Annotated in this window: 20 protein-coding genes; 19 read left to right on the top strand and 1 reads right to left on the bottom strand. The window is 37.9% G+C overall.

Translation table 11 applies throughout. The annotated features are described in order from the left end of the window. Positions 1-9 precede the first annotated feature (9 nt). The 13 genes from N7603_RS01815 (at position 10) to N7603_RS01875 (ending at position 13123) form a co-directional block, all read left to right on the top strand. Positions 10-717 (top strand): YveK family protein, encoded by a 708-nt coding sequence (locus N7603_RS01815; protein ID WP_262095614.1) that lies wholly within the window; start codon positions 10-12, stop codon positions 715-717. Positions 718-719: 2 nt separating this feature from the next. Then, on the top strand, positions 720-1424 hold the full coding sequence (locus tag N7603_RS01820; protein WP_262095615.1) for a CpsD/CapB family tyrosine-protein kinase: 705 nt from the start codon (positions 720-722) through the stop codon (positions 1422-1424). Next, on the top strand, positions 1390-2112 hold the full coding sequence (locus N7603_RS01825) for a CpsB/CapC family capsule biosynthesis tyrosine phosphatase (RefSeq protein ID WP_262095616.1): 723 nt from the start codon (positions 1390-1392) through the stop codon (positions 2110-2112). Before N7603_RS01820 ends, N7603_RS01825 begins: the two co-directional genes overlap by 35 nt. A gap of 35 nt (positions 2113-2147) precedes the next feature. Beyond that, positions 2148-3383 carry a pyridoxal phosphate-dependent aminotransferase gene (locus N7603_RS01830; protein WP_262095617.1) on the top strand — a complete coding sequence of 412 codons (1236 nt, stop codon included), beginning with the start codon at positions 2148-2150 and terminating at the stop codon, positions 3381-3383. A 112-nt stretch (positions 3384-3495) separates the two neighbouring features. Further along, positions 3496-4878 (top strand): glucose-6-phosphate dehydrogenase, encoded by a 1383-nt coding sequence (gene zwf / locus N7603_RS01835; protein WP_262095618.1) that lies wholly within the window; start codon positions 3496-3498, stop codon positions 4876-4878. Then, entirely contained in the window at positions 4878-5498 is a 621-nt protein-coding gene (locus N7603_RS01840; protein WP_262095619.1) for a cyclase family protein, read from the top strand. The genes zwf and N7603_RS01840 overlap by 1 nt, the downstream gene beginning before the upstream one ends. Before the next feature lie 61 nt (positions 5499-5559). Continuing rightward, positions 5560-7029 (top strand): CotH kinase family protein, encoded by a 1470-nt coding sequence (locus N7603_RS01845; protein ID WP_262095621.1) that lies wholly within the window; start codon positions 5560-5562, stop codon positions 7027-7029. 78 nt (positions 7030-7107) lie between these two features. Then, on the top strand, positions 7108-8079 hold the full coding sequence (gene lplA / locus N7603_RS01850) for a lipoate--protein ligase (RefSeq protein WP_262095622.1): 972 nt from the start codon (positions 7108-7110) through the stop codon (positions 8077-8079). Next, positions 8076-9167 (top strand): glycine cleavage system aminomethyltransferase GcvT, encoded by a 1092-nt coding sequence (gcvT, locus tag N7603_RS01855; protein WP_262095623.1) that lies wholly within the window; start codon positions 8076-8078, stop codon positions 9165-9167. The genes lplA and gcvT overlap by 4 nt, the downstream gene beginning before the upstream one ends. Before the next feature lie 4 nt (positions 9168-9171). Continuing rightward, positions 9172-9549: a glycine cleavage system protein GcvH gene (gcvH, locus tag N7603_RS01860; protein WP_262095624.1), complete on the top strand. Its 378-nt coding sequence runs from the start codon at positions 9172-9174 to the stop codon at positions 9547-9549. Positions 9550-9557: 8 nt separating this feature from the next. Further along, the gene (gene gcvPA / locus N7603_RS01865; protein WP_262095625.1) at positions 9558-10871 is read left to right on the top strand and encodes an aminomethyl-transferring glycine dehydrogenase subunit GcvPA; all 1314 of its coding nucleotides are present in this window, start codon (positions 9558-9560) and stop codon (positions 10869-10871) included. Further along, complete coding sequence (gene gcvPB, locus N7603_RS01870; protein ID WP_262095626.1) at positions 10868-12325, top strand: aminomethyl-transferring glycine dehydrogenase subunit GcvPB; 1458 nt, start codon at positions 10868-10870, stop codon at positions 12323-12325. The genes gcvPA and gcvPB overlap by 4 nt, the downstream gene beginning before the upstream one ends. Before the next feature lie 90 nt (positions 12326-12415). Then, positions 12416-13123 carry a DNA alkylation repair protein gene (locus N7603_RS01875; RefSeq protein ID WP_262095627.1) on the top strand — a complete coding sequence of 236 codons (708 nt, stop codon included), beginning with the start codon at positions 12416-12418 and terminating at the stop codon, positions 13121-13123. A 30-nt stretch (positions 13124-13153) separates the two neighbouring features. Here N7603_RS01875 and ald read toward each other — a convergent pair whose 3' ends face one another. Continuing rightward, positions 13154-14236, bottom strand: a complete 1083-nt coding sequence (gene ald / locus N7603_RS01880; RefSeq protein WP_262095629.1) for an alanine dehydrogenase — start codon at positions 14234-14236, stop codon at positions 13154-13156. A gap of 103 nt (positions 14237-14339) precedes the next feature. Between ald and N7603_RS01885 the strand changes: the two genes are divergently transcribed. The 6 genes from N7603_RS01885 to N7603_RS01910 form a co-directional block, all read left to right on the top strand. Beyond that, a complete protein-coding gene (locus N7603_RS01885; protein ID WP_262095630.1) occupies positions 14340-15212 on the top strand; it encodes a glycoside hydrolase family 17 protein in 873 nt (290 codons plus the stop codon). Between the two features lie 154 nt (positions 15213-15366). Further along, positions 15367-16707: an NADP-specific glutamate dehydrogenase gene (gdhA, locus tag N7603_RS01890; RefSeq protein WP_262095632.1), complete on the top strand. Its 1341-nt coding sequence runs from the start codon at positions 15367-15369 to the stop codon at positions 16705-16707. A gap of 177 nt (positions 16708-16884) precedes the next feature. Beyond that, complete coding sequence (locus N7603_RS01895) at positions 16885-18396, top strand: HAD-IA family hydrolase (RefSeq protein WP_262095633.1); 1512 nt, start codon at positions 16885-16887, stop codon at positions 18394-18396. Between the two features lie 179 nt (positions 18397-18575). Further along, positions 18576-20051, top strand: a complete 1476-nt coding sequence (locus N7603_RS01900; protein WP_262095634.1) for a glycerophosphodiester phosphodiesterase family protein — start codon at positions 18576-18578, stop codon at positions 20049-20051. Continuing rightward, positions 20044-20241, top strand: coding sequence for a hypothetical protein (locus N7603_RS01905; RefSeq protein ID WP_262095635.1), 198 nt, complete (start codon positions 20044-20046; stop codon positions 20239-20241). The genes N7603_RS01900 and N7603_RS01905 overlap by 8 nt, the downstream gene beginning before the upstream one ends. Before the next feature lie 93 nt (positions 20242-20334). Further along, the coding region (locus N7603_RS01910) for a helix-turn-helix domain-containing protein (protein WP_262095636.1) at positions 20335-20534 on the top strand (200 nt) is incomplete at its 3' end.

Raw genomic sequence — 20534 nt, forward strand, 5'->3', positions numbered from 1 at the left:
AGATTTTTTATGGAAAATCAAGAAGAAAAAGGTCTTAGTATAGTTGAGTTACTTCAACTGTTACTAAAAAACTGGCTCATCATTGGCCTATCAACGGTTTTGATTGCTAGCATCGCTGCCATCTACGCTTTTGTCATTGCCACCCCAATGTACGAATCCAAATCGGATATTATTGTACAAGTTGAATCGTCATCTTCCGAACTTGGTTATGACTATACGACTGCATTAAGACTCGTGCCATCGATTGCAGAATTTATGAAGAAAGACATCGTCTTAGATCATGTAATCGAAACTTTAAATTTAGAAACAAAACTCTCTGCTAAACAAATCAGAGAAGGCTTATCGGTTACAGCATCAAATACGACATTCTTTGTTTACGTTACCTACACATCCCCTGACCCTGATCTTGCTAGACAAGTCGCAGATCAAATCGTAGAATCTGCAAGAGAAATTGCGAATACAAACGCTACTTTCTCATCGTTTAAAGATAAGATCAGTGAACCAACCACTATTGCTAAAACAGGGGTTCAAACCTCACCGAATAAACCATTATTACTCATTATTGGGGTATTACTTGGTGGTATTTTAGGTGTTGGTATTGTTCTAGTTGTTGAACTTACAAATAATACATACCGTACTAAAGAAGAATTAGAAGCTGACTTTGGCATTCAAGTTATTGGTGTCATTCCAAGTTTTGAAGTCAAGGAGGAATTCTAATCATGAAGTTATTCTCTAAAAAATTAGAAAGCAGATACGACTATTTAGTATCTAAAGAAGCGCCAACCTCGTTCGTTACAGAACAATTACAAAAGATGATTGTAAACCTCGAATACGCTAACGTGGATGGTCAATATAAGATTATTCAATTTACCTCATCCATGCAAAGTGAAAGTAAAACTACTTTAATCTCAAACGTTGCCTATTTACTAGCATCCCGTGGAAAGCGTGTACTTGTAGTTGACTTAGACTTACGTAGACCTAAAGTGAACCGTATTCACTCGGTTGTGAATAAAGAAGGTTTAGCTGACTATCTATTAGGAAGAATCGATAAAAAACAATTGATTCGTAAATCAGAAGATGGCATTGACTATATCATTACCGGTGAAAAAACCACTTCGGTCGTTCAAATCCTAGAATCTCATAAGTTAAAAGATTTGTTTGAAAACTTAAGAGCAGATTATGATTATATCTTGCTAGATACACCACCGGTGATCGTCGTATCTGACGCCTTGCTCATCAACCGTATTGCAGACGGCGTTGTATTCGTTGTTGCACACGGACAAGCTAAGAAGACCATGATTAAAGAAGCTATCAACAGCCTAACAAGAAATAACTGCACCATCATTGGTATTTGTATGACACAAGATAAAGTGTCTAAAGGTAAGAAGTATGGCTATACCTACAAATACTACAGCAATGATTGATATCCATTGTCACATCCTACCGGGTGTTGACGATGGTGCAAAAGATGAAGCCATGGCCTTGTCCATGCTCGAGAAAGCCATTCAAGATGGCGTGACGCATGTCATATTGACGCCTCATCTTTACAAGTATAGCGAAGCGAAGTTAGAAAAGCATCGTGCTGTATTCAAACAATTCGTCCAAACGGTAGAACAAAAAGGCCTTCCGATTAAACTCTTTTTAGGGAAAGAAGTCTACTACAAAGACCCGATGTTAAATCATGTGAATCACTTATCGTTTGAGGGGAGTCCTTATGTACTCGTAGAGTTTTCAACTACTAAACCTCAAAATATCGATGAGACTGTGTTCAATCTAAAAGTATCCAAATTGAAACCGATTGTTGCACACGTGGAACGTTATTCCTACCTTAAGAAAGAGGATTATCTTCAAATCCGTGCGACAGGGGCTTTACTTCAAGTCAATGCTGGAGCCATTTATGGGTTAGAAGGCATTCTAAATCGTCGGTTAATCAAATTTTTACTGAAGAATCATTTAGTGGATATTGTTGCTTCAGATGCACATAATTTATCCAATCGAAAACCAAATTTAAAAAATGCCTACAAACGGGTTTCAAAAAAATACGGCAAAGCCTATGCGGACTTGATTTTCGTGGAAAACCCTATGAAAATCATCGATTCTATTACCCAATAAGCCAGCCTGCGATGGCTTTTATTATAGGAGAATATATGAACTATACGAATGCTTTTACGAAGGATTTTCTTTTAACAGATGACATTTTAAGCATTGGTCAACAGGCCAAAGAACGCAAACGCTTAAACCCTTCTACGATTGACGCGACCATTGGCGCGTTATTGGATGACTCAGGGAAACTGCTCGCTTTTCAATCTGTTGAAGAGACACTTGAAAATCTAGATTCTAGAAAAGTGCGTGCCTATCCACCAGTAGATGGCGGTAAACCATTCAAATCCGCGTTGAAACACTGGGTATTTCAAGATGCATTACCTGCGTTAGAAACACATTTTAAGATGGAAGTACTCGCTACCCCTGGAGCATCTGGTGCACTGTCAAACATTTTGTCAAACTACGTCACCAAAGGAGATTTGGTTGTGTTACCAGATATTTTTTGGAGCAACTACGCAGCCATCATTCACGCAACCGGTGCGAGTTATGTCACTTACCCAATGTTTTTAAATCAAGGCTTTAATCTGGAGGGTTTTAAGAAAACAACTCAAGATATTTTCGAAAAAACCCAAAAAGTCATTGTTTTACTGAATGACCCTTGTCAAAATCCAACAGGATATTCCTTATCAAATGATGAACTTAAAGGTATTATTTCGCATTTAGATAGACTAGCGAAAGATCATCCAGTCGTTTTGATATACGATATCGCCTATTTAGACTACGCCGATATTGTGTATAAAGACACACGTAAACGCTTCTTAAATTTCACAGAAGTGAAGTCTGATCTATTGATAACAATCGCATTTAGTGCCTCTAAAACATTTGGTATTTATGGTTATCGTGGGGGTGGAATTGTCGCTTTATCGAAGAGTCAAGATGTCATTTCTGAATTCAGTAGAGTCTCTATTTATAAAGCACGTTCGACATGGAGCTGCCCACCGACTGAACCAATTTTCTTACTCAATACCTTAGTAGAAGACGCAACGCTCAATCAAAATTTTAGAACTGAACTCGATGAAGTACGTAATCTCCTTCAAAAACGTGCGAAAGCCTTTATTGGTGAAGCGAAAGCGATAGGGTTAAATCATTATCCGTATGTTTCCGGATTCTTCGTTACGATACCAGTCAAAGAACCGAAAGTTGTCTTCGAACGATTAAAGGAAAAAGACATTTTTGTTGTACCGCTATCAAACGCAATCAGAGTCGCGCTCGCGGCTATTACAGAAAAGGAAATCATCGGTTTACCGACCAAAATCAAACAAGAAATTGAAAAGGCTTAGGCCTTTTTTTCTATGGGTGTAAAGAACACCCATTTTAATACCTCGTGTTATAATAAGAGTATCGATTAGATTGAACCCATCGGGTTATTAACCAATGAAAGGCGTTGATTTTATGCAAAATACCTACAACACGATTCTCACCATATTCGGTTCAACCGGAGACTTAACCATCCGAAAATTGTTACCTGCCATAGAAAAACTACTTAAAGAAAAACTATTAGATGATAAAACCTTAATTATCGCGGTAGGGCGTCGTGATTATACTGACCATACTTACTTACAGTTTGTTGAAAAAGAACTCAAAGTGCCTTTAGATACGAAGGCTTTAGAACCCTATCTAAATTATTTCAAACTCAATGTTGAGGCTATCGATGACTATGTCGCACTCAAAGCATTCATTGATGAAAGATCTGATGAAAATACACGAAAAGCCTATTATTTAGCGGTAGGACCAGAACTCCTAAAAGGAATCGCAACGATGATTGGAACCTCTAAATTGGTTGAAAAAGAAGATATCCGCTCATCGATTACCTTTGAAAAACCATTTGGTTCTGACCTCGAGTCCGCTCAAGCCATCAACCAGTTGTTATGGACTTATTTTGATGAAAAACAAATTTACCGAATCGACCATTACTTAGGTAAAGAAATGATTCAAAACATTTTAACTGTCCGATTCGCGAACAAAATATTCGAAAGTGCTTGGAATAACCACACCATCAAAAATGTCAAAATCTACGCGAAAGAAACCGACACGATATTATCAAGAGCAGGTTACTATGATACCTCAGGTGCTTTAAAAGATATGGTTCAAAGCCATCTCTTACAAATGCTTTCCTTAATCGCGATGGAAGTCCCGAGAAGTTATCAAAGTGAAGACCTCAAAAATGAAAAAGTTGAGGTATTAAAAAAGCTCCGTTATGACCGTAAGTCCTTAGTGATTGGTCAGTACGATGGGTATCAAAATGAACCCAATATCACAAAAGGTTCAAAGACAGAAACCTTCGTCTTCTTTAAAGCATTTGTTGATACACCGCGCTTCAAAGGGGTTCCGTTTTATTTAATGACTGGTAAAGCACTCGAACAAAAAGAATCAGTTATCATCATTGAATTTGAAGAAACCTCAGAACAACACAAGTTTGACTTACCACTATTTACGAATAAACTTTATATTAAGATTGCACCACTAGATGGTATCAGCCTAACCCTAAACTCTAAGGTACCAGGGTTACGTAACGCTGTTGAAGAAGTGGATCTGGATTATTGTGTCGCTTGTAACGCCGTTGGAAACCTTCCGGAAGCGTATGAGAAATTGATTTTGGATATGACCAAACACTCGAAATCATTATTCACACGTTGGGATGAAATTGAACTTTCCTGGCAGTTTATCGACCAAGTGAAACAAGATATTCAAAATAAGCAAATTCCGTTACGTATATACAAATCGGCTGAAGAACTTTACAGCCTAATTGAAACCATGACAGGAGAAAAACTATAATGAAAATATACGATATTTCGATGGAAATCCATCCGGACATGCCGGTTTATAAGGATTTAGAATCGAAAAAACCGACATTTAAGAATGTTGCGAACTTTAAAGACAACAGCCACTACGAAACCGATGTCACGATGAACGTCCATAGCGGTACGCATGTGGATTTCAACTTACATATGGTTGAATCTGGTAGTACCAGTAGTGACGCGAAAATCGAACAATATATCAGTGAAGCACGCGTCTTCGATTTAAGTTATGTTTTAGAATCCATTACCAAAGAAAATCTCACCAATTTAGCAATTCGTAAAGGTGATTTCGTTATCTTTAAAACCCGTAATTCACAAGATGAAGGTTTTAATCCAAACTTCGTATTTGTTGCAGAATCAGCTGCCAAATATTTAGCTGAAATCGGCATCAAAGGTGTCGGTATTGATGCTTTGGGGATTGAACGCAGTCAGGCAGGACACCCTACTCATAAAGCATTAATGGAAAAACAAATCATCATCTTAGAAGGACTTAGACTGGCTCACATCCGCTCGGGGTCTTATACACTGATTGCCTTACCTTTAAAACTGCGAGGCTTAGATGCTTCACCCGTTAGGGCTATCCTCTTAGGAAACTAATCTATTTAGTTTCCTTTTTGTTAGAATTTTATTTGTGTTATAATGATTCCGAGGTCTAAATATGAAAAAATGGTGGCTACTCATATGGTTAATTGTTTTCTTACCCAGCCTATATGCTTGCAAAAGCGATTCTGATGTCCTTGCTGAGTTACTAAAAACGATCCCAGCTCAAATTGAATCGGATTATACATTAGTTAAAACCTATGAAGGCTATTCTATCGAATGGTTCTTAAATGACGAACCTATTGAGGATAAATTGCCACTCAAGTATACATTTAAAACGGACTTAGATGTACTTAAGGTTCAACTTACAAAAGGGTTTAACACAACCAAAGGTGAAAAAGACATTTCATATAAAGTAAGTCCAATTGTATCGGACCTAAGAATTCATACACAAAATAGTCAAAATATCACCTCTAAAGAAACCTACATTAACGGTACAGTTACAGTAGATTCCGCAACCAATACGTTTGATCAAACGAGCCTTTCGATGCAAATCAAAGGTCGTGGAAACTCCTCTTGGTGGATGTATCCTAAAAAGCCTTATCGGATTAAGTTTACAGAAAGACAAAGTATACTCGGTATGAAACCCGCGAAAGACTATGTGCTTTTAGCTGAATATAACGATAAATCACTCATCCGAAATTATCTCGCCCACTATATGTCTACGTATTTGAACTTAGATTATACGCTTGAAACCAGGTTCGTTAACGTCTATTTAAACAATCAATACCAAGGCATATACTTATTAACTGAACAAGTTGAAGTGGATAAAGAAAGACTGAACATTGACGATTCAGTAGACGCCGATGGGGGCTTCTTAATTGAATTAGAAACCAATGATCGAATCAATGAAGAAGGTACAGAGAACAAACATTGGGTAAAAGTAGATGGCTATAACTATGTGATAAAATCACCCGATATGGATGACTTAACCCCGAGTGAAATCCAGGGTAAAGTAAACTATATCAAAGATATTTTAAATGCATTGGTAGATTCCTTCATCGATAATAGTTATGCAGAACATATCGATGTCGATCAGTTTATCGATTACTTCATCCTTTCTGAACTCTTCAAACAAGTCGATGTTGGCTATTCATCTGTCTATATCCACAAAGAAAAAGGTGAACTTTTGAAAATGGGTCCAGCCTGGGATTTTGATATTTCCTCAGGTAATGGTGATTACTATAATTACCACCCACAAGGCTATTGGGTTGACTATAACCCGTGGTTTAAATCCATCATCAAACAACCTTTCTTTGAATACGCATTTATCACTAGATATATTGAAGTTTCAGATAACTATTTCCCTTTACTTATCCAAGAACTGGATTTGGTTTCGTCTTTATTATCTATATCAGCGAACCAAAACTTCAATAAGTGGCCTATCTTAAATGATTATGTTTGGCCAAATCCACCAGAGATGGTTGAGGCCAATACCTATTCAAAACAAGTAGACTATTTAAGAAATTATTTAATTACGAGAGACGCTTGGCTAAAAAACAATCTATCTACGATAGGCTATCGCTAATTTGTGCGATCGCCTATTTTTTCTATACACTTGGGAAGCGCTTTATATAGTATAATAGAATTGTGAAGGATGTGAGTTATGAAATACGTTAACCTAAGCCGTTTTGGCAGACAAACAGATCCTTTTTTCTTTGCGTTAGAGACCATCTTACTCGAAGACCTAAAGGAAGATTTGTTTTTTATTTGGCATGTGTATGGCGCAGTGATCATCGGCAAGAATCAATTACTTGAGACCGAGGTCAATGAGGCCTTTTTAAAAGAAAATAACATTCCTGTATTTAGACGATTGTCTGGAGGCGGTGCAGTTTATTCCGATGAAGGGTGTATTAAATACAGCTTTCTATCCAAACGATATGATAAGGAAACCATCTTCAAAGAGTCCTTAAATCACATTAAATCAGTGTTCGATGCGTTAGAGATTCCTGTGGTTTTATCCGGCAGAAACGACATTTTATATGAAGGTAAGAAGTTTTCAGGTAATGCGTACTTTCATAACCAATATGGGTCCTGTCTACACGGAACGATCTTATACGATACCGATTTTGAAACCCTCGTTAAATCGATTACGCCTTCGAATGAGAAACTCATCTCGAAAGGCATTGAATCGGTCCGTCAACGGGTTATCAACATGAAACCTGTGGTGAATAAAGATATTGAAGATTTTACAAACTTCCTTGTGAACCACCTAACTGATGGTGAGTATATTTTATCGGAAGCTCAAATTGACCGCGTATTCGCTTTGATGAATAAATTCAGTGATGAAGCCTACATCAAAGGGAATAACCCGCCTTACGCATTCAAACATATGAAGCGATTCACAGCTGGGTCTGTGGGCGTAAAACTCGATGTTCATCGTGGGATAATTAAAGATTTCATCTTATATGGTGACTATTTTACAGATAAAGATCCAATTGAATTAAAGAAACAGTTTATGAATCAACCATTTGAGATTAATAAGATTGAATCGATCATTCAATCCATAGATATCAGTCAGTATATTGTTGGGTTAACCAATGAAGAATTCAAGAGTCTATTCAAGGAGGATGTATGATGGATATGAAGACCACGTGTCTACACGATAGACACCTCGCTTTAGGGGCGAAAATGACCGAGTTCGGTGGGTTTGATATGCCGGTTTCTTACCGAGGTATCTTACAAGAACACCAAGCTGTTCGAGAAGCGTGTGGCGTATTTGATTGTTCACACATGGGTGAAATTGATTTAAGAGGTAAAGACGCACTGAAGTTCTTGAATGAAATCAGTACCAATGATTTTACCGACCTTAAAGACAATCAACTCCAGTACACACTACTCTGTGAGGAATCCGGAGGGGTTATTGATGATTTGATGGTATATCGATACCAAGCCGATCATTACTTGTTAGTGGTGAACGCATCCAATACACTAAAAGATTATAAATGGCTAACCAGTCATCAAACAGGATATGATATTGAACTTTCAAACGTTTCTGATTTCTTTGGTCAATTAGCGCTTCAAGGCCCTAAAGCAGTGGACATTTTAAAACCATTGATCCCACAAATCGATTCGTTATCGTTCATGCAGTTTAATACATTCAAATGGGAAAACCAAGAATTGCTCATCTCGAGAAGTGGTTATACCGGTGAAGATGGTTTTGAAATTTACGCTTCTCCGAAAGCCACTGTTCAACTTTGGGATACGTTGATGAAGTTATCCGTTGAACCGTGCGGCTTAGGGGCTAGAGATACCCTACGCTTTGAAGCAGGATTACCACTTTATGGACATGAAATTAATGGATTCACTTCACCACTTGAAGCCGGTTTATCTTTTGGCGTAAAACTCCATAAACCATTCATTGGTAGAGATGCTTTATTAAAACAAAAAGAAGCTGGTCTAGAACGCCGTATCATCGGTCTTGAATTGCTTGAACGAAATATCGCGAGAGACGGTTATATTGTTTATGACCAAGATAAGAACATGATTGGTTATATCACAACCGGGTATATGATACCGAACACCACCAAAGCGGTTGCGAACGCGATGATTGATTCGAAAATCAAAATTGGTACCGAAGTCTATGTTGAAATTAGAAACAAGATGGTGAAAGCTGTCATTAGAAATCGTAAATTCTACGAAAAGAAATATAAGAAAGAGGTCTAGAAAAATGGAAAAAATTGTTAAAGGTTTACTATACGCACCAACGCATGAATGGATTAAAATTGAAGGCAATAAAGCACTGATTGGGATTACCGATTATGCCCAACACAGTTTAGGTTCAGTCGTATTCGTTGACCTACCAAATGTGGGTAGTTCATTTGATCAATTTGAACCCTTTGGCGCAGTTGAATCTGTCAAAGCCGCATCTGATTTAATGATGCCTGTTTCTGGTAAAGTACTTCGCGTCAATGAAGCATTATCTTCCAATCCAGAAGTATTAAACGAAGATGCTTTCCAAAATTGGATGATTGAAATTGAAGTTAAAGATGCTTCAGAAGTCTCCAATTTATTGTCACCTGAAGCTTACGAAAAAACCTTACACTAGGAGGGACTATGTTCAAATACTTCCCGCATACTGAGGCGGATATTGAAGCGATGTTACAAAAAATCGGAGTAAAATCTTTGGATGACCTTTTCGACGATTTACCGAAGAGACTGCAAACGAAACCCGATTATCAAGTACCATTTTCAAAATCCGAAATAGAACTCAGAAATCATTTTAAAGGGTTATCTAACAAAAACCGTGAACTCGTTATTTTTAGAGGTGCTGGCGCGTATGATCACTATACCCCTTCTGTCATCCCAGCCATCATTTCAAGAGAAGAATTTTTAACTGCTTACACCCCTTATCAACCCGAAATTGCACAGGGTACCCTCCAATATATCTTTGAATTCCAAAGCATGATTACCGATTTAACGGGTATGGATGTTTCGAACGCTTCGATGTATGACGGCCCTACCGCGACTGCGGAAGCGATGTTCATGGCGGTTGCTCAAACCAAGAGAAATAAGATTGTCTTATTTGATAACGTCAATCCAAACATCATTCAAGTGGTTAAAACATATGCGCTATATCGAGGTATCGAAGTCCTCATATTACCTAGTCATAAAGGTCTAGTTGATCGTGAACTACTTCAAGCATCCTTAGAAGGTGCTGCAGGATTCATTGGTCAAGTACCTAACTATTTTGGGTTAGTAGAAAACCTTACCGATGTATCTGAACTGGTTCAATCGAATGGTGGAATCATGATCATAAATGCTGACCCTCAAGTCCTTGAAACGATTGAGTCGCCAAGACAAATGAAAGCCGATATCGCATGTGGCGAATGTCAGTCTTTAGGTGTTCCCCTTTCATATGGCGGTGCTTATGTGGGGTATCTCGCGACTACGGATAAGTTATTACGTAAAATGCCAGGCCGTATTTGTGGTGTGACCACCGATGTCGATGGCAAGCGCGCATTTGTATTAACCTTACAAGCCCGTGAACAACATATCCGTAGAGAGAAAGCGAACTCAAATATTTGTTCAAACCAATCTCTCATGGCTTTGTGGGTCACCATTTATATGTCAACCATGGGGAAAACCGGCCTTAAAGAAGTTGTGTCCCAGTGCTATCAAAATAGCCATTACTTACACGATGAACTCATCAAAACCGGTAAGTTTAAACCAGTACACAACGGATTCTTTGTTAAAGAATTCTTATTAGTAGCGAACTTTGATCTCAAATCATTTGAACAAAAATGTATTCAAAAAGGTTTCTTACCAGGTTTGATTCTAAATGAAAACCAAATGCTCTTCGCGGTCACTGAAAAGCGTACTAAAGCAGAAATGGACGCGTTCGTAGCGCTTGTAGGAGGTCAAAAATGAAAGCATATGACCAATTGATTTTTGAATTATCAACACCGAATCGTGTGGGCTATTCATTACCTAAAAATGACTTGCCTTATGATATTCAAAAAGACATCCCAAATAACTTAAAGAGAACACAAGAAACCTTACTACCTTCAGTTGCTGAATTAGACTTAGTCAGACACTATTCTAACGTCTCTCGTAAGAATTTTGGGATTGAAACAGGATTCTATCCACTGGGGTCTTGTACTATGAAGTATAACCCAAAGATCAACGAAGAAATCGCTGCGCTTCCAGGGTTAAGAAACATCCACCCACTTCAACCAATTGAAACCGCACAAGGGTCTTTAGAAATCTATTACGATACCTCTAGAATGTTATCGGAATTATCCGGTATGGCTGCGTTCTCATTAAACCCATTCGCAGGTGCACAAGGTGAACTTGCTGGGTTAATGATTATGAAAGCTTACCACCATTTAAAAGGTAATACCCATAAAACGAAGGTTATCGTACCCGATTCTGCACACGGAACCAACCCAGCCTCAGCGACAGTAGCGGGATTCGAAATCATTGAAGTGAAATCTAATAAAGATGGTACTGTGAACATCAAAGCGCTTAAAGAAGCGATTAATGATGAGGTTGCAGGCATCATGTTAACCAACCCAAATACCTTAGGTATATTTGAAAAAGACATATTAAAAATCTCAAAACTCGTGCATAGCGTCGATGGGTTACTCTATTATGACGGTGCGAATCTAAATGCGTTACTTGGTCGCGCAAGACCTGGTGACATGGGATTTGACATCATCCATATTAACTTACATAAAACCTTCTCTACCCCTCATGGTGGTGGTGGCCCTGGTTCAGGTCCTGTTGGTGTATGTAAGAAGTTAGTCGAATTCTTACCAGCCCCACAAGTCTACAAACGCAGAAACCGTTTCATCTTAGATCGCCCAATCCACACGATTGGTCACGTATCTGGATTCTTAGGCAATTTCTCGGTCATCATTAAAGCCTATAGCTTCATGCTTACATTAGGTAAGGAAAACTTATCTAAAGTGGGTGAGTTATCGGTGTTGAATGCGAACTATTTAAAAGCCTCGCTTAAAGATGATTTCTACTTACCAATTCAAGGACTTTGTAAGCACGAAGTGGTCTTTGATGGTTTAGTGGATAAGTCTACTGGTGTGACGACTTTAGACGTCGCGAAACGACTCCTAGATTTCGGTATTCATCCACCAACGATTTATTTCCCATTGGTGTTCCATCAATCGCTCATGATTGAACCAGTCGAAAATGAGTCTAAGGAAACACTTGACCATTTTGTCGGCATCATGAAACAAATCTCGAATGAAGCGAAAACAGACCCTGAAATGGTTAAACATGCGCCTTACACGACAGTTGTACGTCGTCTCGATGAAGTGTCTGCGGCACGTAATCCACGTGTAAAATACCGCGATTTATTGAAATAAACACAGTGCGCTCTGATTAGGGCGCACTATTTTTTTCGATTGTCCTGTGATAAACTATATTTAGTTTTACACATAAAAGAGGTGTATCTCATGGAATTGACTAAATCGCTTTGGACAGAATCCGACCGTATCCCATTCTTAGACTACCTGAAAAGTCTAAAGAATAATGAAAAAGAAGACTGGGCTAGGAAAATGTTGAATACGCGCTTACCATTACTCGTACTACCAACCCCAAGAGTCAACGAAATGGTTAAAGCGATTCAAAAAGGGGACTACTTTTCGTTTTTAGAACTAAATATCGATGATTACTACGAAACTATCGCGATTCAAGGTAAATTGATTTCCATGATTTCAGATTTTGAAATTCAATCCAAATATTTAAGCACCTATATCTATAAAATGGAAAACTGGGCTCATGTCGATATCATGTCCTTCACAAACATCGAAATGTATAAACAGAAATTCATTCATCTTTCGGATGAATACATACTTTCAGATAAACCTTTCATCAGACGTCTTAGTCTGATGATATTGTTTCAACTAGTCAAAGACCCCAAAATACTTCCAACGTTTTTTAAGCGCTTAAACCAATTGAAAGATGAAACGGAATACTATGTCATTATGATGGCTGGGTGGCTTTTATCTGAATGTATCATCAAGTATAAGGATGAAACACTTGCCTGGCTAAAACAAAACGACCTCAATGAAAAAGTTCAGAATAAAGGTATTCAAAAGTGTCGTGAAAGCAGACGCCTTAGCCAAATCGAAAAAGATGAATTATTAGCATACAAAAAGTAAAAAAAGGCACTCAAGGGTGCCTTTTATGTTTTATTTTGTCTCAAATAATTTAATTAAGGTTGGATAAACCCCTAATCCATTACGGGTTTGAAGTCCTGATTGAATGACTGGGTTCAAAAGGGCTTGTTCGATACCTTTATCGGCAATCTCAAGGCCATAGCTAAGGGTTGCGTTATTAAGTGCGGTAGAAGATGTCATCGGTACGGAACCAGGCATATTCGCGACACCATAGAATAATACATGCCCTACTTTAAAGATTGGGTTATCATGATAGGTCACTTTAGAGAAATTCGAGATACCGCCTTGGTCAATCGCGACGTCTACGACAATCGAACCTGGTTTCATTAAAGGTAAGTATTCATCTTTAATGAGTTTTGGAGCTGCATCCCCAGGAATTAAGACTGCGCCGATGACGATATCGGCTTCCAAAATGGCTTTTTTCAAGTTTTCTTGGTTAGAATACAGGGTATTAATTTTATTGTGATATAAGTCTTCTAGGAAGGCTAAACGCTTTGTATCAAGGTCTAAAACAGTAACTTGGGCTTCCATACCTACTGCCATACGACAAGCATTTTGACCAACGACACCCGCACCAATGATGGTAACTTTAGCTCTTGGTGTACCCGGTAAACCAGAGATGAGAATACCTGAACCACCAAAGAATGCTTCTGAGTACTTCGCCGCTTCTAAAATCGACAAACGCCCCGCGACCATACTCATCGGTTCAAGACATGGTAACATTTTTTGATATTCCATCGTTTCATACGCGATCGATAACACGCGTTTTTCTTTTAAAGCACGGTATAAAGGTTCATTTGATGCTAAATGAAGATAAGTATATAGGATTAAGTTTTCTTTAAATAATGCATATTCAGACTCTAAAGGCTCTTTGACTTTAACAATCATGTCGCTTCCAGCCCATATGGCTTTTGGATCCGCCACGATTTTACAACCCAGTGCTTCATAGGCTTCATCGGTAAAACCAGAGCCTAAACCAGCACTCCGTTCAATCCACACAGTATGGCCATGACGGACATACTCTGAAGCCGCGCTTGGTGTTAAACCAACTCTAAATTCATACTTTTTAATCTCTTTTACACATCCAATAATCATAGGTTCACCTCTAGAAATATTGTATCATAATTATGAGGTGCTCAAACTATTTTTGAATCAAAAATGTAAGCCTTATGCTAAACTATTCATGGAGGATACAACAATGCACTATAAGAAATCAATTTGTTATTCAGGGTATCGTTTAAATCAAAGCCCAATTACGAAGGTTTATCCATCTAAAGCTGAAATTTTAGAGGATTTACAAATACTTATCAAAGATGGATACGAACAAATCCGGATGTATGACCCAGGCATGCATGCACGTTTAACACTCGAAGTAATCCAAGAAAATAACCTACCACTAAAGGTGATGCAAGGCATGGATTTAGATGGGGAAGTCATCAACTATAATGTGGGTTGGGGTGAACCATTAAAGACAAAAGACATCATCCAAAATAAGAAGTCAAATTTGAAACAATTAGACGCTTTGATTGAACTTGCGAATAAGTACCCAGATATCATTAATTATGTTTCAGCAGGTAATGAAAACACATCGGACTGGAACCCGAAAATGGTCTCAATCGATGCGTTAACCAAATACATTCGTACCCTTAAGCAAAACATCAAACAACCCGTCACGTTCTGCGAAGGTATGTACTTTTGGAATACCCATGCTTTACCACTTGTCGATGAGGTCGATTTTGTTTCCATTCACATTTATCCGTTTTGGCAAAGAAAATCACATGAAGAGGCTTTAGAGAATACCATCGTTGCTTATGAAGCGACTAAAGAAAACATAACCAAAAAACCGATAATCATTACAGAAGCGGGGTGGCCGAGCCATTCTAACCTAGGTGAGTACACTTCGGTTGAGTTTCACCGTGAGTATGTTAATGGCTTAGAAACTTGGGCTAAAAAGAACGATGTACTCCTTTATATGTTTGAAGCATTTGATGAACCATGGAAAGGTTCAGACAAACAAGATGAACCTGAAAAACACTGGGGACTTTACGATTTAAATCGAAATAAAAAGTAAACTGTAAGCGTTTTTAAAAATAACCTATTTTTAGTTTGAATAAGATTGACAAAGAAAGAAGACTGCGTTTTAATAGAGGTGTGAGTACAAACCGATATTAAAAATATAGTCTTTTTCTTTTAAGAAAAAAGACGGAAGGCAAAGGGACGAGGCATTGTTTAAAAGTGCGTATTTAGAGCGAGTGTTTAACGATGTACTTAAAAAGGATTTTGGACAACCTGAATTCATTCAAGCGGTTGAAACATTCTTTTTATCGATGGACGATATCATCAGTCAAACACCCCAAATCGAGAAGTATGGTATCATCGAAAGACTTGTAGAACCAGAACGTTTTATCCATTTTCGTGTAACCTGGGTGGATGATCAAGGTATCGCGCGGGTTAACCGTGGGTACCGTGTTCAATTTTCATCCGTATTGGGACCTTATAAAGGTGGGATTCGTTTTCATCCAACCGTGAACGCTTCAACCATGAAGTTTTTAGGCTTCGAACAAACATTTAAAAACGCCCTTACCGGTCTTCCGATGGGTGGCGGTAAAGGTGGTAGTGATTTCTCATCGATTGGTAAATCAGATGGTGAAATCATGCGTTTTTGTCAAAACTATATGCTTGAACTTTACCGTCATATCGGCGCAGATACGGACGTACCTGCAGGTGATATTGGGGTAGGGAATAAAGAAATTGGCTATTTGTTTGGCATGTATAAAAAGATTCGCAATGAACACACTGGTGTCATGACAGGTAAAGGCTTAAGTTATGGTGGGTCACTTGTTAGAAAAGAAGCGACTGGCTATGGCTTATGTTATTTCGTTGCTGAAATGCTCAAGGTGTATAAATCCGATCGATTCGATGATAAAAAAGTCATTGTTTCAGGGTCTGGTAAAGTCGGTTTATACGCTGCGATTAAAGCTCACGATCTCGGAGCGAAAGTTGTCGCGATGTCCGATATCAATGGATATATTTATGATCCAAATGGTTTGGATATGAATTTAGTGACTGAAATCACGAACAACGGTGAACTCACGTTGAAATACGCTGAAAAGACTGGCTGTATTCATGGGAAAACTCCTAAAGATATGTGGAAAGTACCTACCGATATTGCCTTACCATGTGCAATCCAAAATGAGCTCGATTTAGAATCCGCTGAACACCTCGTAAACAATGGTTGTTTCTTGGTTGCTGAAGGTGCGAACATGCCGTGTACATTAGAGGCTGAACGTTACTTTATTGACCACCAGATCTTATTTGCGCCAGGTAAAGCTGCGAATGCGGGTGGGGTCGCAGTATCGTTATTTGAAATGAGTCAAAATGCGATGCACTATCCATGGCCTTACGATGAAGTAGACGATAAGCTTAAAGGTATCATGAAAGAAATCTTCATGAAGTGCTATACAGCTGCACGCAAGTATAAAAATCCTTATGACCTCATCAGCGGTGCAAATATCGCCGCGTTCATGAGAGTTTATGAAGCGATGATGGAACAAGGTATCCAATAAATAATAATTGAATGAATAGCCATGAAGAGCAATTCTGCTCATCAAGGCTTTTTTTCTGAATTTTATATAAAAAACCACATCCCATATTGTTTAGTGAATGTAAACGTCAAATGAATTAAAACAGAAGTAGAAAAACGATTCATTTATGTTAAAATGTTTTAAATGGAGGAATCCCCTATGTACAAATCAATCCTTTTTGACATGGATGGCACGCTGATTGAATCAAATGATCTCGTGCTCGAAATATACCAAAAATTAGTTACGATTTATCCCCCTAAAATACCACTCAACAGCATCTCTAAAGCCGATTTATTAGCGAAAGGTTATCCTGAAATTCTAGAAATTCTCTACGGTAAAAAAAGACCTGACCTTTTAGAAGATATCTATAGAATTCACAGTGAACTCGCAGTGAATCACCTCAAACTCTATCCAGACACTTTAAATACACTTGAAGAATTTAGAAAACGCGGGATTAAACTCTATTTAATTACCTCAGAACTTAGAAAAATCGCGATTTCAGAACTCACCGGATTGTGCATTTTTCATTTCTTCGATGAAATTATTGCATTTGAAGACGTTTCTAGACCCAAACCAGACCCGGAAGGTATTCTAAATCTCATTACAACTAAGAAATTGAAGAAGAAAGAAACCCTTTTTGTTGGGGATTCTATTTCGGATGCGAAAGCAGCTAAAGATGCAGGCATCCATTCAGTCTACATGAACTGGCATAAAGACCCCTCTAAAATGATCTACTTCGATAAAACCTTTTACTCATTTGAAGAATTAACCCGTTTTACCTACGACTATGAACCGGTATTAACGCTAAAGATGAAACCCAATAAACCCTTAAAGATTGTCCAATTTACAGACCTTCATCTTATGAATGATATGAAGGATTTGAAAACCAAGGGCTTAATCAAAAAAATGATTCACGAACACCATCCAAACTGGATTGTTTTCACAGGGGATCAAACAATGGCGAAAGATAGTCCGAAACTCTACAAGGATTTAGGCCTTTACATGGGACAGTTCAAAACGCCATGGAGTTTCATCTTTGGAAATCATGATACCGACGAGGATGTCCCATATGAAGCTTTAATCGATTCGATTAAGGACGCGAACTATCTTGCTTTTAAACCCGGAAATCCTCAGTTTGGTTACTCCAATTACTTCATTGAAATTAAAGAAAAGAAACTGACTAAAGGTCTATTCTTCTTAATGGATTCCCATATCGATGCGTTTTATATGATTGATCAAAAACCTACGTGGGGTTATGGGTCACTTAAAGAAGAACAACTTTTATGGATGGACAGTGTCATCAATCAATACCAAACACCTTATGAAAAAGGACCCAGTTCCTTACTCTTTTGTCACATTCCACCCTATGAATATAAAACGATTACCCCTTCCGATAAACACGCCTATATTGGGTCATTCAATGAGAGTCCGTGTACACCACCCGTTAAGAATAACTTGCTAGAAATCCTAAACCGTACAAAGAGCTGTAAAGGTATCTTTGTAGGACACGATCACTACAACGATTATTCATTTACAATCGATAACATATTGTTTGCATATGGTCGAGTCAGTGGGCATTATGATTACGGTCCAAAAGGGTTTAAGAAAGGGTGCCGTGTCATTGAATTTAATCACGATGGAGAAATCAATACATTCATCAGTATCGCTTAAAAATGTAGCGTTATTGGCTTAAAAATCAAGCCAATACGCTATTTTTTTCAAATCAATCACAGAGTTTAGACTCTATAGAGCTTGCAATTTAAAGCCCCATTAAAACGAGGGTTTTTATGAGGATAATCATTGTAAAAATAGTTTAAATATTATATTATTAATATACTGGAGAGATGTGTGTGCTAAAAAAGACAATTGTTATTTCAAATACCCCGTCAAGCGACATCAAGTGGCTTGAATATATCAACGAAGAAAATATCTTGAATGGATTAAACGCCATTGAAGTCAATCAAATAAAAGAGGCTAAAAACATAGGGAAACTGTTGTATAAGTATCAATTATTTGATATTTTTGTGTTTTCTAAATCCAAACAAGTTCTCAATACAATCTATAAGATTTACCCATATTCAAGGCTGGTTTACATGCCTGAAACCTTTAATAGCTTAGTCGATCTTTCCAAAGACACTTTTAGTCATAACGCGCATACAGTTTGCTTAAAAGCAACCGCTCTATCTTCATCGATGGTAAGACATTTAAAACTCTATGGATTGGTCGTGTTCGCCTATGTCGAAAAACAAACCGATATCTATCAAGCGGTCTTAGCGGGTGTGGATGGTTTGTATGGTAAGCAAATCGATCGTAAACAAATTGATGTTAAAGGCGATTACGCATTTACACCATTTGTGATCGCGCACCGAGGCTATCACGCAAATGCTCAAGAAAATAGTTTAAAAGCAGCTGCTGAAGCGGTTAGAATGAGATCAGATTTCGTTGAACTCGACTTCCACATGACTAAGGACAAACACATCGTTGTTAACCACGATGACACATTAGGTAGAACCTATGAAAAGGATTATGTCATTCGTAAAGATACCCTTAAGTCCTTACAATCCATCAAAATGACGTTTAAAGGTGAATTAACGGATGAAGTATTACCAACACTTCCGATGTTTCATCGTCACTTAAAGGATACTAAAACCTCACTCTTAATCGAAGCGAAAACAGCGTCTTCGACTTCAATGAAACGCTTGAATCGAATTGTTAATCAAATGGACCGACCACCTTTGTTGATGAGTTTCTACCCTTTCGCATTGGTCAACTTTAAAAAGTATGTTAAAGGTTATTCACGTGGATTTTTAATTGATTTAGAAAACAATCACATGAGTGTCTCTGACATCATCAAGATTTCAAACAAATACAATCTGATTATTCACCCATATTTCAGCCATTCAAAATCCAACCTAATCGAAATTCTTAAGAAACGAGCCATTCAATACTGTCCATGGGGCCTTCGAAATGACATCGATTTAAGAAAAACATTCTTGTCAGGTTATTATGGTATCAACACAGACGAAAGTATTCGTTTCAAAGACTTTGTTAAGTACTTAGTCGTAAAAACGAAATATACCTATTACATAGGCGATACGCTCTCCCTTACCGCCACAACCGATACAGGCAAAGAACTCGTTTGTGATATTGAAATGTTGTATCAAAACCCATTGGGTTTAGAAATCCAACAAAATCAAATCACCCACGCCACTTTGGATGGGATGGCTTATGCTTACTTAACCTATACTGTAAAAACCGACTTAGTCAACTATACACTCATGTCTGATCTCATTCAAATTGAAGTCAAGCGTGCGAATCATGAATAAACTTTACTTGCATAATTTATTTATGAGTGAGACTCAAGAGGGACATAAACTCCAAAAGTTTCCGAATGAACTCATTCCGAAATTGTCTGTTAAAGGCCAACCCAATGCATATACACTCCACGGGAGTGAATTAAGGTTTAACAATCCAATCAAGAAGTCCCCCTCCTCTACAGGTAGTGGGATGAATTGATTTTCTTATATTTACAAAACATAATAAATAATGTTATAATAAAGGTGTATTCATACCCGTTTCTACACTCTACTGAAAGCCAAGGTGAACCGAATGAATAAAGCCTTTAAGTTTAGGATCTACCCCACTGAATCTCAAAAGACTTTGATTCATATGACTCTAGGCCATAATCGCTTTTTATGGAATAAGATGTTAGAAGACAAACAGAAACACTATGAATTGAATAAAACCCACTTATATAACCGTCCAGCTCAATATAAAGATACTTATCCTTTTCTAAAAGATATTGATTC

It is taken from the genome of Paracholeplasma vituli, from assembly GCF_025446935.1.
Taxonomy (GTDB): Bacteria; Bacillota_I; Bacilli_A; order Acholeplasmatales; family UBA5453; genus Paracholeplasma; species Paracholeplasma vituli.

Excerpts from the sequence above, each read along its gene's own strand:
- ald (WP_262095629.1), bottom strand. The coding sequence starts at position 14,236 with ATGATTATTGGATGTGTAAAAGAGATTAAAAAGTATGAATTTAGAGTT.
- N7603_RS01815 (WP_262095614.1), top strand. The coding sequence starts at position 10 with ATGGAAAATCAAGAAGAAAAAGGTCTTAGTATAGTTGAGTTACTTCAA.
- N7603_RS01845 (WP_262095621.1), top strand. The coding sequence starts at position 5,560 with ATGAAAAAATGGTGGCTACTCATATGGTTAATTGTTTTCTTACCCAGC.
- N7603_RS01885 (WP_262095630.1), top strand. The coding sequence starts at position 14,340 with ATGCACTATAAGAAATCAATTTGTTATTCAGGGTATCGTTTAAATCAA.
- zwf (WP_262095618.1), top strand. The coding sequence starts at position 3,496 with ATGCAAAATACCTACAACACGATTCTCACCATATTCGGTTCAACCGGA.
- N7603_RS01825 (WP_262095616.1), top strand. The coding sequence starts at position 1,390 with ATGGCTATACCTACAAATACTACAGCAATGATTGATATCCATTGTCAC.
- N7603_RS01905 (WP_262095635.1), top strand. The coding sequence starts at position 20,044 with ATGAATAAACTTTACTTGCATAATTTATTTATGAGTGAGACTCAAGAG.
- gcvH (WP_262095624.1), top strand. The coding sequence starts at position 9,172 with ATGGAAAAAATTGTTAAAGGTTTACTATACGCACCAACGCATGAATGG.
- N7603_RS01840 (WP_262095619.1), top strand. The coding sequence starts at position 4,878 with ATGAAAATATACGATATTTCGATGGAAATCCATCCGGACATGCCGGTT.
- N7603_RS01875 (WP_262095627.1), top strand. The coding sequence starts at position 12,416 with ATGGAATTGACTAAATCGCTTTGGACAGAATCCGACCGTATCCCATTC.
- gcvPB (WP_262095626.1), top strand. The coding sequence starts at position 10,868 with ATGAAAGCATATGACCAATTGATTTTTGAATTATCAACACCGAATCGT.
- gcvPA (WP_262095625.1), top strand. The coding sequence starts at position 9,558 with ATGTTCAAATACTTCCCGCATACTGAGGCGGATATTGAAGCGATGTTA.
- N7603_RS01820 (WP_262095615.1), top strand. The coding sequence starts at position 720 with ATGAAGTTATTCTCTAAAAAATTAGAAAGCAGATACGACTATTTAGTA.
- gcvT (WP_262095623.1), top strand. The coding sequence starts at position 8,076 with ATGATGGATATGAAGACCACGTGTCTACACGATAGACACCTCGCTTTA.
- N7603_RS01830 (WP_262095617.1), top strand. The coding sequence starts at position 2,148 with ATGAACTATACGAATGCTTTTACGAAGGATTTTCTTTTAACAGATGAC.
- N7603_RS01895 (WP_262095633.1), top strand. The coding sequence starts at position 16,885 with ATGTACAAATCAATCCTTTTTGACATGGATGGCACGCTGATTGAATCA.
- lplA (WP_262095622.1), top strand. The coding sequence starts at position 7,108 with ATGAAATACGTTAACCTAAGCCGTTTTGGCAGACAAACAGATCCTTTT.